The following is a 15,126-nucleotide window of genomic DNA, read 5'->3' on the forward strand; positions in this document are numbered from 1 at the left end:
TGAGATTCTGTTTTCTTATTTAAATGCATTAGTCATAAATTCTTGTTCTGCGCTTGAAATTCCAATTTCTTTAACGATGATTTTCTAGTTGGTATTTACTTGTAACACTTTTTGTATAATGGTTTGCATTAGGTTTTTGGATATGCAAACAAAAACTGCACATGTAGTTCAGCTACACTTTTGTAATGTCTTTAATTTTTATAAAAGTCTGATCCATTTTTTAGCGGGTTCCTATTTTCTTCTTCTTCTTTTGTTTCTTTTTTTGTTTCTTTTTTTGTTTCTTTTTTTGCGCCTCAATAATTTGCGCAAATTTATATTCCCAACGCTGGATTATAGAATAGTCAACTTGAACTCCTCTCATTTTCATTATCTCCTCAGTATCTCGATAGTCTAGCTTAAACCTAAATTTTAAATATACTGCCTAAAGAATAATATGCTTCGCTTAAGAATAAACTTTGGTATTCATGAATTTTAGAATTTAGAAACTTAAAGATACAACGTATCGAGGTGTTACAAAGCCGTACCTGCACCTTATACATAAATCACTATGCCATTGGGTGACTTATGGAATATTGTTTTATCATTTGTTTTAGATATAGGATTTTGGTTTTGCATTCATCACAAAAATAATTCCTAATACCAAACGTTACTTGGTGAAAAATCGTATTTGCTGAAGGGTTCTCAATATTATGACATAGATTACAATCTCTGGCAAAATTTGTTTTACAAAAGGTAAACTTAGTATGATTGCATTTTGAAGTTTTGAAGTATTTTTTCAATTATATAGAGGCTAGATATTTCAAATAATATAGATCTATTTTGCTGGAGTCGATAATATCTACAAACTCTCGCCTTAAAATGAATAGATCTGATAATAATTTTGTGAAGTCTAAGAAGACATCTTTACACCTCTGATATTAATTATTCTTGACATTCTAATTTATCACAGTTTATTTCGCTTCAATTTCGAACATGTATACAACTTGAGTATAATTTAAACATCAACTTCATTTTTATTATTGTTGTAAGTGTTTTGTTATCAGTTGATTAAGTTAAAAAATGACCATATTCAACAATTTTGAAATAGATTGCCACATCTGTAAGAGTAAATACTATTTTTTACGAATACTTTAGCAAAAGAGATATAAAATTATTGATACTATAAAAAAATATTAATAACAATAACTCGATTCCTTTGTTTTTGAAAAATTGTTTTTCAATAAAGTAACGGAATTTAAATTTACTAATTTTTTAATAGCCCTAAATAAATAATAGCGATAAAGTGGGATTTATCAATTCATAATGATAATTTAATATGATAAAAAAGTCGTTAATATTAGTGTTTTTTTTGGGGATAGTAGGATCCCTATTATTATGCAAAAAAAGTCTAGATAAAAATGAAGTAAGTAATCAAAAATCAATTTCCAAATCTTCAGAAGAAGAACTTTATTGTCCTAATTTTCACTTTTCACCAAAAAAAGGTTGGATGAACTATCCTAACGGAATGTTCTATTACAATGGTTACTACCATTTATATTTTCAATACAATCCTAATGAAAATACATGGGGATCAATGCATTGGGGACATGCTGTAAGTAAAGATATGATAACTTGGAGAGAGCAGCCTATTGCTTTATATCCGGATGTATTAGGAGATATATGGTCGGGTTCTATAGTCATGGATTCAAACAATAGTGCTGGTTTCGGTAAAGCAAATAATATCGAGCCGATCGTAAGTGTGTTTACCTATTCCAAAAAAGATAGTATAACAAATATTTTATCTCAAAACCAAGGTATTGCATATAGTTTAGATGAAGGAAGAAGCTTTACTAAATACAAGAATAATCCAGTTTTAAAAAACCCAGGAGTGAAAGATTTTAGGGATCCAAAAATATCATGGGATACTATAAATGAGAAATGGATTATGATACTAGCAGCTGGCGATAAGACTATGTTCTATAGTTCTAAAGATTTGAAAAAATGGGAACTACTTTCTGATTTCAAAAAGTATATAGGAAACCATGAGGGTAAATGGGAATGTCCTGATTTCTTTCCCTTACAGTTAGAAGGTTCCGAAGAAATAAAATGGGTTCTTTTGGTAAGTAAAAACTCTGGGGGATTTAATGGAGGCGGTGGTACTCAGTATTTTATTGGGGATTTTGATGGGACTCGATTTACGTTAGATGATAATTTCAAAAAATCCTTAAGTAAAAATAAAGCTTTTTGGATCGACTACGGTAGGGATAATTATGCAGGAGTCACTTGGTCAAACATCGCAGCTACAGATGGGAGAAGGCTTTTTTTGGGGTGGATGTCTAACTGGGACTATGCGCTTAAAGTACCTACTAAAGGTTGGAGAAGTTCAATGACGATTCCTAGGGAATTAAAGCTTGTAAAAAACGGAAACGGTTATTTAGTAAGTTCTATTCCAGTTAAAGAGTTGGGTAACTATCGTGAAAAAAAATATAAAAGAGAAAATATTACCATAAAAGGAGAAGTCGAGTTAATCAATTCAAAAATGACTGATTTATCAAGTGTTGAAATCAAATTCAATATTAGACAGTTAGGACACGGTGTATATACTTTTAAGTTTTCAAACAAAGAAGGGGATGTACTTTTATTTGGATATGAATTTTTAAAAAATCAGTTTTTTATAAATCGCATAAATTCAGGAAGAACGAGTTTCTCAGAAAAATTTGGGAATACTACAAGTATTGCTCCAAGAGTATCAAAAAGCAAAAATTTAGCAGCTACCGTTATACTAGATAAAACTTCCATTGAATTATTTTTTGATAATGGAAAAACTGTAATGACAGAAACATTCTTCCCTAATGCACCCTTCGAAAGACTGACAATATTAACGGAGAATCAAGAAGTAATACTTGATGATGTAGAAGTAAATCAATTAATATTTGAATAAATTAATTAATGTTAAACCTGAAATTTTTATGAAATTAAAACTATTAATCTGTAAACAAAATTTATTATGAAATTAAAACTATTAACCTTTAACCAAAATTTATTATGAAATTAAAACTATTTATTTTAACATTCCTCTTCATTCCTCTGAGTTATTTATCGGCTCAAGTTTCAACAGTTACGGGTAAAATTATATCTAAAGAGGATGGTATGCCCTTACCTGGTGCCTCAGTTTTAGTTGTGGGTACCACAAACGGAACTTCAACAGATATTGACGGTAATTATACGATTCAAAATGTGAGTAAAAACGCTAAATTATCATTTATTTAATTAACAGTAGTTATGATTACCTTTAACTCCAAAATAAAACCCTATTTTTTTTGTGCTAACCTTTAAACGATTAGTAATAGCAAAAAACACTTTTATTTAAGACTAATTTCTAATAAATAATTTGAATGTTTTAAAAATATTATCCTAAAAATTGATTTTGTTTTGCCAATTTATATTCATTAGTGTCTCTCAATGCATTCATAAATAAACGGATATTACCAATAGTCAATTTTGATAAAACCTCATAACTTTTTTTGTGGCATTTTCTATACTTTTTACCACTACCACAAAAGCAATCAGAAACTCTATCTATCTTTTTTCCTTCAAGTATTTGATTCAATCCAAACTCAATATTAAAGATATTTTCGGTCATAAATGTTTCTTCAAAAAACTCAATCCAACCTTTACTTCCGTGAGGCCTCTCTTTCAAAAAGTAACCATTTTGATTTCGGAATGTTTGACTATAAAAATAATTTTTAACTTGATTTTCAATAAATTGCAATAAATCAATTCCAGTATTACAAAGGATATATTCTTCCGGAGGAGAAGCAATACAACAATTTCCATTTTTTTCAAATATATGCCAGTCAATATTTCTTGGGATGCGTCCTCCTGTTTCAAATAGCAAAGGAAAACTATAAGGATAATCAATTACAGCCTTAATCTCAATTTGATAAGTATCTTCAATGCTCCCGGATTCATCAGCTAAAATAATAGCCCCGAATACACAAGGAATTCCATCTTCAATTTTAAAAGACAATTCCTTATATTTCTCAACAACAGCTGTTACTTGCTCTTCAAAGATTTTATAACCATTCATTTTTTATTTCCCCCAAGGTTTTGATAATGCAGCGCCGGTTGTCGTTGCAGAATTACTATTTGATTGTTCATTTTTATCTTCTCCATCGGAAAATCTATTCCCTAAATGTTTTTGCCATAATTTACTGGCTTTAAGATGATTTTGCTCTTTCAATGCAGCTTCTGCATCGGCGAGGAAACTATCCAAATTATTTAGAAAATTAGTTTTTCTTGTTTCATCATAATCAGCAAATAAGTTATCTTTTGGAGTGACAGGAACAATACATTCAAATTTTTGAGCTAAAGTTTTTTTAATTTCTCTCAAAATATCGGTCAATAAAATATCGTCTCTATCATTTAGAACAATATTATTTTTTGCATTCACAGCTAAAATAGTCATTGCAAGTCCGCTTGGCATTTTATTTCTTTTATAATCGCACCAAGCCTTCAATTCTTTTATGACTTTAACAATCTTGCCATTAGCATCTTTATTTTCATTAAACCAATCAATAAGTGATTTTGGATCGCTATCTTCCCAACCATTATTTTTAACAGCAATTTTATATTCTTGACCGCTCACTTTATAATAAACTGGAATATCAATTTCATAATCGCCGGAAAAGATATTTCTAATACATTTTTTTCTATGTTCTGGAGAAGTTACTGTATATCCATTAACGGCATCCCAAATCCAATTTTGTAATGTCGTTGCCGTAACATCTGGAGTCCTAAAAAAATAAACACCATCATCTAAATCACAAATATCATCTTTGGTTCTAATACCTGTTTTCATTTTATAAGAACCTTGTATATAAAACTTTGGGTTGTATTCAGAATGATTTTCTCTAAAATATTTTCTAATTCTTTCTCTAATACCGTCTTTAGAGGTTGTCATTTTTGATTTCTTATTCGATGTTAGAGAAATTTCGGTATTAAATCCTCCAAACAAATTGTGACAGTTTGCCATATTAATTGTTTTTATAATTTTTAATAGTTTTGAAAAATTCCAAGACTTCAGGTTTTGTAGCAAATGTATTGCCAACTTGATTTCCCAGCGTTTGTATTGTTAATAGTGTATTTTTATCCGCTCTATCCATAGTAATAACATTCATTTGAGCTTTCGACAATTCAGGAGACTTTATTCTAAAATAATTTCCTTTAGGAGTTATTTTTGGTACAATTTTCAGTAAAAAATAATCTGTAAAAAACGATTGTCCATCCAATGCTGTTTGAAACATCTTTTCTTTCCATCCAATAATTGACTTTGATTTATTTGAAGTAGATATCCAACCGTTTGGATTAGCTATACTAGAAATTGATAAAATACTAAAATCATCATATTCTTTTCCTTCTCCAACATAATAATCAATAGCTTCTAATAGTCCACAAAGTGATGGATTGTTTGCCCAGACACCTCCGTCAGTATATAAAAAGTTGTTATGTTCGTGAACTGGATAATAACTTGGAGCGGCAGAAGTAGCTAATGCAATATCTACAAGCTTTATATTTTTATCTACAAAATGTTCCGTTTGATTACCAGATTTTTTAAAAACTTTTGGTTGTCCATTGGTTAAATTAAAACTTGGAATACAAAGTAAATTATTGGCATCATTCATTGTTTTATCTCCAAACAAATCATCAAGTATTTTTTTCAATGGCTTGACTGAATGCTTATTGGAGAAAAATATTTGCTTAATTGTTTTATATGAATTCTGAAAACCTCTAACAAAATAACTATTTGAAGTAGGGAATATTCTAGAACCTTTAGTACTATATAAATCCACTAATGATTGAGCACTCATTCCATTGGCTAAACCAATTGCGATTAAACCACCAGTAGAAGTGCCACATATCATATCAAAATGATCCGTAATGTTTTTTCCTGTTTTATTTTCAAAAGATGCTAAAATAGACGCACTATACAACCCTTTAATTCCACCACCATCAATAGATAAAATTTTAAACGTTTTACTTTCCATAACTACTATTTGATAAAGCGAATACTAACCCAACGAAACCAATTAGTAATCCAGCTGATACTTGAGGACTTTTTATTACATTATGCTGTATATCATTACAGAAACTTTCACAATTATAGTTTATCAAACTATATGGTTTACCTAATTTAGTCAATGCCTTCTGAACTATTTGTTTTCTTTCAAAATTGTTTCCTTGAAACTTTTCTATGCGTGTCACATTTTTTACATCATAAAAAAAATCTTCTACTCTAGTTAGTTTTACACCAACACCAAAAACGTTTTCACAAATAAGATGCTGTCCTAAATTATTATACCCTAAATACAATGCATGATGTTGCACTAAACCTAAAAGACTTTTTGGAATAATTATCCTGTCCCCAGGTTCTAAATTAAAGTGTTTTACTATATTCATATTTTTTTATTTTATAGGCTTCATACTAATCAAATTATCTAAATTATCTTTTACAGAAGCGTTAGCGACCGTTCTTAAGTATTCGATATTTCCAATAGTAACAACCGTTACTAATGCGCCAATTTGCCAGTCAGGATAACCCCATGTAATTGTTTTAATAGTTTTTTTTGATTTCAAAAAAATTAATTGCATTTAATTCAGATGTTTTTGCACCCATATTAAATGAATTATTTTCGTTTACAGTATGTAACATTACATCTGTGATTCTTTCAGAGCTGTCTTTCCAAACTCCCGAGATAAAGTAATCCGCTAATTTTGTCATTTTTAATATTTTTTATTGTGTTATACATTGAAATGCTATGAAAAAGTGATAAATTGCCATCGCTGTGGAAATTTTAAGATAAATTAAAGCATTACTATATAAATGGGAGTTGAATATCGAAAAGTTGCAACTTTTGACGAGAAATGTAAGGCCATTCAGGAGGTGTTTACTCCTGAATTCAATACGTTATTGATGAAACATTGTATAGTGAGACTAAATAGTGTATTTAAAATTAAATATGATTTGGGAAAAGGTTTTCGTGGGCTTATGATTGAGGATTTTATTAGTGAAACAATTGAATCATTTCTTAAAATTAACGGTCGCAATTGGTATCCTGAAAAATTTCCTGATTTTCGAAAACAAATTATAAGTGGATTAGATAGTGTTATTTCTAATAATTTGAAGACAGAATTAGAAAAAGTAAATTCCACATTCGAAATTTTAGATAATGATACAGAATTATCGTTTGATGATTCCAATTATCAAGAGATGTTATCAATCTGTAACGATGAATTAATTATATTAGGTGCTACCGATGAAGAATTATTATTATTTGAACCTTATATTATAAATGGCATGAAGCGACAGGATTTAGCAGAGTTATTTGGTATAAGCCTTGAAGAATTGACCAATATAAAGAAAAAATTAGAAAGAAAATTACCAGTTATCAGAGAAAAACTCAAAGTATTGAATTATGAAAAATAATTTCATAAATAAAATAGACAACGCCATAATTTCTCAAATTAGTGAAGGAGATTATTCGTCTTATGATTCTATCCTTATAGAGCAAGGATATGATTTAGACTTGATTGAAAGTCAATCTCAAAAAAGTTTCAAAAAACAAGCATTTATATTAAAAGGGATGATGAACAAGCAAAAAGATATGATATTGTTGGAGAAAGCATCTAATCTTTTACGTGAAGCTATTGAAAAAAACATTGACAAACCTATAAGTTACTTAAAAGGATTAATTACTAATAATCAGTTTCAAGTTCAATACAGAAATCTTGAAAATCTAGATATAGAAGAAATAAAAGAAATTATAAAGGATCAAAATTTGATTGAGCTATTAGAGGAATTGGAAAATGATAAAAAATAGTAAAGGCTCTAGAAAAGCTAAAGAACTATTGCTTGAAATTGGTTTTGAAGAAATCACAGATATACCAATGGATATATTTGTTGCTGGTCTTGGAGCAACACTTATTGAAATACCATTAAAAAATTCAGATGGTAAGATTGTACGAGGAAATTCTAAAACTCTAATAAAAATCAATTCTGAAATTCAATTTGAAGAAAGAAAGAGATTTACAATAGCCCACGAAATTGGTCATTTTTTACTGCATAGTAAGTTAGAACTTGAAGTCCATAATGAAAATTCAAATACTTTAAATTGGTATAATACTGCTTTACATCAAGCAAAAAAAGGTATTCAAGAATGGGAAGCAAATGATTTTGCATCAGAACTTTTGATGCCGGAAGAACTTATTAGAAAAGAAACATTTAGAAAAAAATTCTCTCCAGAATTATTAAAAGAACTGTCATTAAAATTTAAGACTAGTTTGACCTCTACAATTTATAGACTTTTATCATTGGATATTTATCCCCTTTTTGTAGTGTTTATAAATAAAGGTGTTGTACGATATTGGAGTAAATCAAATAATTTCTGGGTCAAAATAAAAGATATTACCAAACTACCTCCTCCTGAAGATTCCGTAGCATTAGAATATGTTGATGCTGGATATGAGTATCTTTATTCTGGAAAAGATAAAGCTCAACAAATTTACAAATCTACATGGTTCGAGTTAAAAGACGATGAAGATGACACTGATTTTTTTGAATATTGTATCCCCACTAAACAATATGAAACTATTATTAGTGTAGTTTGGGAAAAGTAAGGAGATTTTATTTCTAAAATGAAAAAAACTTTAAAATATTAGATTTTTAATTCTCCCCGATGAACTACCAATTCTAATAACTGATTGAATTTGCATATATAACTGGAATTCTTTAGAATTCGAATATCAAAAATAGTTTAGATTTCATTTTGAATAATTATGATTTGAAAACTACTAAAATTCAAATAGGTTCATTCAAAAAATATGTTGAAGTTTTTAATGCGAATTAAAGCTATCAAAAAATAAAAAATAGTTAAAAAATACTTAGTAGCTTTACTGCTTTAAAAAGCTCAACAATAAATGCAAGAAACCGTCGTAAAAATATTTGAGATTCTACAAGATTATCATTGTGACAACCCTGAGACAAAACATAAAATGTCAGTTGAGCATATCATAAATTGGGCAAACCAATTTGGTGATGACGCAGAATTTATTCTTTCTGAATTGTTGCATTTTCTACCTCAAATTTACATTTCAAAAAGTAAAGCAATCGAATTACTAGAAAAGCGTTTAGTCGACTTTCAAGCTTTTTACAAATATCAGACAATGCAGGAATTTATCATGAATACGCATTTTATTGATGTTCAGAAAGCTGAGAAAAGCCAAAAAGAAATTCTTCCAGTTGTCAAAGAAATTCTTGATAAACATTTTGGAATTAATTACGATTTATTAATTGACCAACCTAAAAAGCATTATATCTACTTCGATGATGTATTAGCTACTGGTGGAACTGTCTATAAAGACCTATCAAATTGGTTATCAGAATCAAACAACCTCAAAAAGGTATTAAACAAAGAAAAAACAATAGCTTTGAGTTTATTTTGTTATCATAAATTAGGATTTGATAATATCGAATGGAGATTGATGAAAGCTTTTGACGATAAAATTAAAAATTTTTTGTTAGTAGGATTTGATTATAAAATAGAAAATCAACTGAAACCGAAATGGGTTGCAGAAAAGCAAGCATTAAATTGTATTTATCCTATAGAAAAACAGCCTAAGGAAATTTTAGAATATTTAGCATCACTTGAAGGAGAGAATACTAGCATTGCTGCTTTCAGGCCAGTAAATTTACCAACTAAGGAAATCTTTTTTTCTAGTCCTGCAAACAGAATACGTTTTGAAAATATAATATTAGAAAAAGGGTTAGAGCTAATTCAAAAAATCAAAAAGGCTGATCCTGATCCTCGAAAAAGACCACTTGGTGATACCGTTAAATCACATCGTACTTTAGGTACGGGTACGTTGTTCTTTACATGGCGAAATATATCAAATACTTGCCCAATTGTATTTTGGTGGGATGTGCCTGGGCACGAATGGATTCCATTATTTTGTCTTAAAAATAGAGGAACTAATTAATTTTTTCATTAATTTGCAGTATGAAAGTTTCAGAAAGAATATATAACAGTTCTGAGGTTATTGCTTTTAAAAGCACTAAAGAAGAATTTGGAGGATTATCAAATATGGCTCCAGGGTATTCTCTGCGTGTTAATGATGTAATTATTCCTTCTGCTGAAGCTTTATATCAAGCTTGTAGATTTCCCTTGTTCCCTCATATTCAAGAAGAAATTATAAATCAAAACAGTCCTATGACGGCTAAAATGATTAGTCGTAAATACAATGACCACACAAGACAAGATTGGGAAGAAGTAAAATATGATATAATGTATTGGGTATTAAAAGTAAAACTTTCTCAAAACTCTGAGAAATTTTCTAATCTATTAAGAAAAACTCGAGATAATGCAATTGTTGAATTATCACACAAGGATAAAGATTGGGCTGTAGTTCCTGATGGAAATAATACTTTAAAAGGCAAAAATGCACTAGGAAGGTTATTAATGCAATTGCGGTCTGAATATATTCATAAAAACAATACTATTGATTGTGTTTTTCCTATAAATATAAATGGTTTTATGCTTTATGGTTCCGAAATTGAAACAGTTTGCAATCCAGAAATGGAGTTTAAAAACAAATTTCTTTTTGACTTAGATTACGCCTAACACACTAGCAATCAATTCGTCTCTCTTCGGTCGTTCTCTTTGTTCTGTTCGGCAGCTCCAGTCAGTCATCCTTATTTTTTCATCAGAATATTTTATGATACTATAACCTCAGTACACTTTATCATTAGTTAGGTTTCCCTCCATTCCGCAGGCACTTTACAGTACTAAAAAAAACAGCAGCTTGAAAATAAGCAGCTGTTTTTTTGCACTGTTTCGTTCCTCATCTTCACACGTTCACTTCCTGCGTTCGGCAGGGCTACTACAGCCACAATACCGCTTCATTTCGTTACACTCCGCAGGCTCCGTTCCACTGCATTCCAGCAGTATCATGTCTGTCGCCCTTTATTTTTTCAGCGGTTGCTCCTTCGCACAGCCATCGGGGTTGGCGCCGTTCCGTAAAACTTCACTTTGCCCTAAATCAAGGAACGCCTCTGGCTATCTTATGTTTTTTCCCCGCCGTTTCACGCTCTTTCTCCTTCATTTTGCGTCTCGTTCCTCGCCAGCTACAATTCTCGGCTTCAGGTGGCTGTTCGATTGCCGCAACCCCGCCACTGCGCTCCTCACAATAAATAATCTCCGCTTCCGCTTCAATTATTCTTTGTTCCGGTGCTTGGGGGTGTTTGATTGCCGTTTCCATAACAACGTTCCAAAAAGAACTTAACAAAGACGATAGTACAATTTCTTGAAAAGAAAAAGAAAAAAATCCAGCAAACATAGCATCCATTCCTCACTTTCAGTCGGTTCACCCTGAACATGTTTCAGGGTATGTTTAAAAACCAGTTTCAGGGTCGCCCTCCATTTTCGTTCGTCATTTCTGCTGTTATAACGGCTTTCTTTTTTTCTCTTTTTTCTTTTCAAAAAATTAAGGTCGAATCCCTAACACCAATGTACCATGCCAAATTTCATCATTAAAACACATCAAAAAAATGCAATTTACAGAACAAACCAAATCTTCATTCTCAACAAAGGGATGAACAGTGGCAAGCCTCAAAAAGAACCTTTTACCAATAGCTTTGTTATCCTATTTCAAAACGAAGAAGATGCCGAAACAGTATATTGGTTGGCTTATAGTCTATGGAAAACAAACTTTTGGCATCAGTCACTAGTTGGATCCGTAATTCCATTTTTACGACTTCCGGACTTCAAAAACGAGTTTTATACAAAAGCTAATCTGATGATGCAGGAGCATGATGAACATATAAAAAATGTTGCCGCTCTCAAACTTTTAGAGCAAAAGGAAAAGCAATTTCATGAAAATATAAATCTTATAAATGACTTACGAAGAGTCATTTTGTACCGGTATTGTAGGAAATAATTATAAACTTAAAGCAATTAAAAATGAAATCGTCACTAACAACTTGTTTGTTGCAAACAAACACCAATAAATATAAGGCGATAACATATCTGACCGATAAAAATTAAACTATACATATATGAAACTTTTTATTTTATACCAAACCGATATTTGGAAAACCAAAGCATCAAGAGTTTGCTTTGGAGTATTCGATAGCAGAAATAAGGCAATTGACAGTGCAAAATACAATGGGCTGTATTGTTCTTGTGCTGAAGTAGTTATTGAAGAAGTTACTTTAAACTTATTTGAAGAAAATTAATTTTTAGAAATAAAAAATGCCCAATCCAATCGGAAAGGGCATTTTAATGTCTAATTCTAGGTCACCACAACTCGAATTAAACTATTTTTTGTGCTTCTTGATAAAAAATTTGAGCACCATTGATATTCCAAAACTGACTATTGCTCCAATCGTTGCTAATAAAACAGTTTTCAAAACATCTTCCGAATGTAAATTCGGTACAATACTCAAAAAAGTACCGCCAGCGGTACCAATTAATGTTGGATTACTGACTTGCATTAGCATCTTCGCTGATAGTGGTAATCTGACTAACTGCCGATAATACACCTCCAGCAACAGCCAAATAACCCGCAATTGAACTAATAACAACCGGCAAAGCAACAGGTGCGGCCAAAACAGTTCCGCCAACAGCAGCCAATGCCAATCCTATATTTCGAAGCACTTTGAAAAATTTTGGAGTTGGAGCTTTCGCTCTTTTTATTACATTCATCATCTATGAATTTAAGATTTAACAATCAATTCAACACTTTCGCCTTTTTCCAAAGCTTTATAAACTAAGTTTTTCACTTTAGCAAAAGCTTTTCGAGACATCAGACCTAAACCAGGCCCGGAAAGTTTCGTTACAGGAGCAATACAACCATTCAATTCTTTTTGAGCATTATTGGCTGGATGAAACAAAATAAAACTTCTGTTTTTTACAGCAACCACCTCAATATGCCATTGAAATTTCCGACTATAGCGCTTTTTTAATAAATATTTCCCTTCCGGAATGCAGGAAACCCTTTTCTCATTATTTATCCAAGGCAATTCAATTGTAGAACAGATGAATTTGCCCTCATATTCGAGTTTTCCGTTTGTTCCATCAGGGAAATAAGTTCTGGTTAATACCAAAACCATCTTACAATCCGCTTACTTGTGCCAATGCCAATGGGTTGTAGGCACCATTTTTTAAGGAATACATTTGCCCATTTACTTCTTGATAAAACTCAACTCCCAAAGCCAAAAACAAAGGTTTTGTACTCGCTGGAGTTACTGGATTAGTTTGACTGATAGCAACTGTTGGAACAGCATCCCATGGTAGAATGGCAGTTTCTGAATTGGTAACAACAAAAGTTTCTGCTTCAAAATCAATTTCTGCACCTGCTGAAATAATTTTAAAGTGAGTAGATCCACTTGGAGCTGCAATCATATTCGTTGGAACAAAAGGAGCTAAATCAACGGTTATAGTTCCCGTAGCACGGTCAATTGTTCCCACAAAAGGAGCAAATAAACTGGTTCCCAATTTCCCTCTAATGTTGAACTCAAAACCCGATAGCAATTCTGCTTCTCCATCGATAACATTTCGCAATCCTCTTTCACTGACAACATCAGCCTGAATAACTTTGACCATTTGCTGGGTAAGTCGACTTACCATTCTACCGTCAGCAGAATTTATCAAAACAGCTCTCAAAGCCGTTCTTAAAATTTTTCCAGCTTTTCCGGCTCTTCCAAATTCAGACCCATTTTCACGGGTTCTCTGAAAAGCAGGATCATTCTTAATTCTGCTAGCGTCAATTCCACCTTTTTCACGCGCCAAATGACCGTCCTGGGTTTTATAAAAAGTAATATCTCCGATAGTACCTTTCAATTTAATTATGCCTTTCTGTCTTGCCATAATTGCTAAAATTTAGATTAATTTTTTTACTTAAAACTCTTTCAATCATCATCCTGTTGCAACACCGTTCGATTGATTATGAAACAAATTTTAGTCAATTAAACCACATAAAAAAGACTCCCCTATTCCATATGTCACTTTGTGACACAAATGGCAGAAATCGACATAAATACCATTTACACCCATCATAAATAGGAGTAAATTGCCGCTTCTGTACGAAAGGAATTATTTACTATTTTTATGGAGCACAAGAACTTGAACATAGAGGTTTCAAGTTAAGCAAAGCCCAATCAAAGCTATAGATAGAGTATGAGAACCGAAAACAAGAGATTATGTATCTACCCAAAAGATATACAACGAATAACTGGAAAGAGTTACCGTCAGAGTATTAGAATATTACAAAACATAAGAAAGGAGCTCAATAAGCTCCAGAATGAATTAGTGTCAATCGAGGAATTTTGCCAATACACGAGCCTAAAAATGGAACAGGTCGAACCACTGATAATTGGTTAGGAATTGTTTTAAACCTTTTAAAATAATTAATCTGAATAGCTATTGCAATTTATAAGTAAAAACGAGAAGCCCGAACTTTCAACTAGGCTTCTCGTTTTATGGAGTAAAGGATCTTAAGCAAAAAAAATACTTATACCTAATTTATTAATCAATTGTATTACTCTGTTTTTGAAATCCACTGATCCTCAATTCCCCACTTTTTATTAGGTAATACTCCAGTTTCAATGATTAGGGTTCCACCATTACTAATCTCTTCCTGCGACAACCAATTTCTAAATAAAGGCTGACCGTTTAAACGAGCCGATTGAATATAAAAGTGATTTTTATTGTAATTACGAACTTTAATATGAAATGATTTTCCGTTTTCCCAATTTAATTTTACGGTCTCAAAGATCGGAGCGGTCAAATAGTAAATGGGACTTCCAATATTTGCCGGAGACAGACCTATACTGCGCATAACAAACCAGGATGACATCGTACCGGCATCATCATCCATAGTGCGGACATAAGCTTGAGGTTCGTTCTTATAGATCCTTCCAATATAGGAATCAATCCCTTTACTGTTATTGGAAAAACCAGTCAAATTGACCATCCTATTCCAGTGCAAATTGACCACCAGTTTCGGAGCAAACTGACCACCACTTTCCAGTTCAAATTGACCACCTAATTTTGGGGTACAATTGATCATCAAAAACTACTTACTTTTTCATGT

The 15,126-nt window shown here is 31.5% G+C and carries 20 protein-coding genes and 1 pseudogene; 9 read left to right on the forward strand and 12 right to left on the reverse strand.

Going from position 1 to position 15,126, the window contains the following annotated elements:
- Positions 1-632: 632 nt before the first annotated feature.
- A pseudogene (locus Q1W72_RS15425) lies at positions 633-767 on the reverse strand (IS1595 family transposase); the annotation flags it as partial.
- A 719-nt stretch (positions 768-1,486) separates the two neighbouring features.
- Here Q1W72_RS15425 and Q1W72_RS15430 point away from each other — a divergent pair.
- Positions 1,487-2,920: a glycoside hydrolase family 32 protein gene (locus tag Q1W72_RS15430; RefSeq protein WP_302136246.1), complete on the forward strand. Its 1,434-nt coding sequence runs from the start codon at positions 1,487-1,489 to the stop codon at positions 2,918-2,920.
- A 104-nt stretch (positions 2,921-3,024) separates the two neighbouring features.
- Complete coding sequence (locus Q1W72_RS15435; RefSeq protein WP_302136248.1) at positions 3,025-3,249, forward strand: carboxypeptidase-like regulatory domain-containing protein; 225 nt, start codon at positions 3,025-3,027, stop codon at positions 3,247-3,249.
- A 139-nt stretch (positions 3,250-3,388) separates the two neighbouring features.
- Here the strand turns inward: Q1W72_RS15435 and Q1W72_RS15440 are convergent, their stop codons facing one another.
- Genes Q1W72_RS15440 through Q1W72_RS15465 form a run of 6 tightly spaced genes read right to left on the reverse strand, consistent with a single transcriptional unit; the run spans position 3,389 to position 6,760 of the window.
- Positions 3,389-4,069, reverse strand: a complete 681-nt coding sequence (locus Q1W72_RS15440) for a hypothetical protein (protein ID WP_302136250.1) — start codon at positions 4,067-4,069, stop codon at positions 3,389-3,391.
- Positions 4,070-4,072: 3 nt separating this feature from the next.
- Positions 4,073-4,996 (reverse strand): nucleotidyltransferase, encoded by a 924-nt coding sequence (locus Q1W72_RS15445; RefSeq protein ID WP_302136251.1) that lies wholly within the window; start codon positions 4,994-4,996, stop codon positions 4,073-4,075.
- A gap of 19 nt (positions 4,997-5,015) precedes the next feature.
- The gene (locus Q1W72_RS15450) at positions 5,016-6,026 is read right to left on the reverse strand and encodes a CBASS cGAMP-activated phospholipase (RefSeq protein WP_302136253.1); all 1,011 of its coding nucleotides are present in this window, start codon (positions 6,024-6,026) and stop codon (positions 5,016-5,018) included.
- Positions 6,016-6,438 carry a lecithin retinol acyltransferase family protein gene (locus Q1W72_RS15455; protein WP_302136255.1) on the reverse strand — a complete coding sequence of 141 codons (423 nt, stop codon included), beginning with the start codon at positions 6,436-6,438 and terminating at the stop codon, positions 6,016-6,018. Before Q1W72_RS15455 ends, Q1W72_RS15450 begins: the two co-directional genes overlap by 11 nt.
- A gap of 6 nt (positions 6,439-6,444) precedes the next feature.
- On the reverse strand, positions 6,445-6,630 hold the full coding sequence (locus tag Q1W72_RS15460; RefSeq protein ID WP_302136256.1) for a hypothetical protein: 186 nt from the start codon (positions 6,628-6,630) through the stop codon (positions 6,445-6,447).
- A complete protein-coding gene (locus Q1W72_RS15465; protein WP_302136257.1) occupies positions 6,593-6,760 on the reverse strand; it encodes a hypothetical protein in 168 nt (55 codons plus the stop codon). Before Q1W72_RS15465 ends, Q1W72_RS15460 begins: the two co-directional genes overlap by 38 nt.
- Positions 6,761-6,862: 102 nt before the next feature.
- On the opposite strand from Q1W72_RS15465, the gene Q1W72_RS15470 reads away from it, so the two are divergent.
- From Q1W72_RS15470 to Q1W72_RS15490, 5 genes are all read left to right on the forward strand, one after another.
- The gene (locus Q1W72_RS15470) at positions 6,863-7,465 is read left to right on the forward strand and encodes a hypothetical protein (protein ID WP_302136258.1); all 603 of its coding nucleotides are present in this window, start codon (positions 6,863-6,865) and stop codon (positions 7,463-7,465) included.
- Positions 7,455-7,859: a hypothetical protein gene (locus Q1W72_RS15475; RefSeq protein ID WP_302136259.1), complete on the forward strand. Its 405-nt coding sequence runs from the start codon at positions 7,455-7,457 to the stop codon at positions 7,857-7,859. The genes Q1W72_RS15470 and Q1W72_RS15475 overlap by 11 nt, the downstream gene beginning before the upstream one ends.
- Positions 7,846-8,655 carry an ImmA/IrrE family metallo-endopeptidase gene (locus Q1W72_RS15480; protein ID WP_302136261.1) on the forward strand — a complete coding sequence of 270 codons (810 nt, stop codon included), beginning with the start codon at positions 7,846-7,848 and terminating at the stop codon, positions 8,653-8,655. The genes Q1W72_RS15475 and Q1W72_RS15480 overlap by 14 nt, the downstream gene beginning before the upstream one ends.
- A 300-nt stretch (positions 8,656-8,955) precedes the next feature.
- Complete coding sequence (locus Q1W72_RS15485) at positions 8,956-10,014, forward strand: hypothetical protein (protein ID WP_302136263.1); 1,059 nt, start codon at positions 8,956-8,958, stop codon at positions 10,012-10,014.
- Positions 10,015-10,034: 20 nt separating this feature from the next.
- Positions 10,035-10,655: an NADAR family protein gene (locus Q1W72_RS15490; RefSeq protein ID WP_302136264.1), complete on the forward strand. Its 621-nt coding sequence runs from the start codon at positions 10,035-10,037 to the stop codon at positions 10,653-10,655.
- 418 nt (positions 10,656-11,073) lie between these two features.
- Here the strand turns inward: Q1W72_RS15490 and Q1W72_RS15495 are convergent, their stop codons facing one another.
- Positions 11,074-11,379 carry a hypothetical protein gene (locus Q1W72_RS15495; protein WP_302136265.1) on the reverse strand — a complete coding sequence of 102 codons (306 nt, stop codon included), beginning with the start codon at positions 11,377-11,379 and terminating at the stop codon, positions 11,074-11,076.
- A 168-nt stretch (positions 11,380-11,547) separates the two neighbouring features.
- Here Q1W72_RS15495 and Q1W72_RS15500 point away from each other — a divergent pair, with 168 nt between their 5' ends.
- Positions 11,548-11,970: a hypothetical protein gene (locus Q1W72_RS15500; RefSeq protein ID WP_302136266.1), complete on the forward strand. Its 423-nt coding sequence runs from the start codon at positions 11,548-11,550 to the stop codon at positions 11,968-11,970.
- 118 nt (positions 11,971-12,088) lie between these two features.
- A complete protein-coding gene (locus Q1W72_RS15505; RefSeq protein WP_302136268.1) occupies positions 12,089-12,268 on the forward strand; it encodes a hypothetical protein in 180 nt (59 codons plus the stop codon).
- A 244-nt stretch (positions 12,269-12,512) separates the two neighbouring features.
- On the opposite strand, the gene Q1W72_RS15510 is transcribed toward Q1W72_RS15505, so the two are convergent.
- From Q1W72_RS15510 to Q1W72_RS15525, 4 genes are all read right to left on the reverse strand, one after another.
- The gene (locus Q1W72_RS15510; protein WP_367881671.1) at positions 12,513-12,740 is read right to left on the reverse strand and encodes a hypothetical protein; all 228 of its coding nucleotides are present in this window, start codon (positions 12,738-12,740) and stop codon (positions 12,513-12,515) included.
- An 8-nt stretch (positions 12,741-12,748) separates the two neighbouring features.
- A complete protein-coding gene (locus tag Q1W72_RS15515) occupies positions 12,749-13,144 on the reverse strand; it encodes a DUF5675 family protein (protein ID WP_302136269.1) in 396 nt (131 codons plus the stop codon).
- Position 13,145: 1 nt separating this feature from the next.
- Positions 13,146-13,901, reverse strand: coding sequence for a hypothetical protein (locus tag Q1W72_RS15520; protein WP_302136270.1), 756 nt, complete (start codon positions 13,899-13,901; stop codon positions 13,146-13,148).
- Positions 13,902-14,571: 670 nt separating this feature from the next.
- Positions 14,572-15,102, reverse strand: coding sequence for a glycoside hydrolase domain-containing protein (locus Q1W72_RS15525; RefSeq protein ID WP_302136272.1), 531 nt, complete (start codon positions 15,100-15,102; stop codon positions 14,572-14,574).
- Positions 15,103-15,126: the final 24 nt, after the last annotated feature.

Source organism: Flavobacterium sp. ZE23DGlu08, from assembly GCF_030505335.1.
Lineage (GTDB): Bacteria > Bacteroidota > Bacteroidia > Flavobacteriales > Flavobacteriaceae > Flavobacterium > Flavobacterium algoritolerans.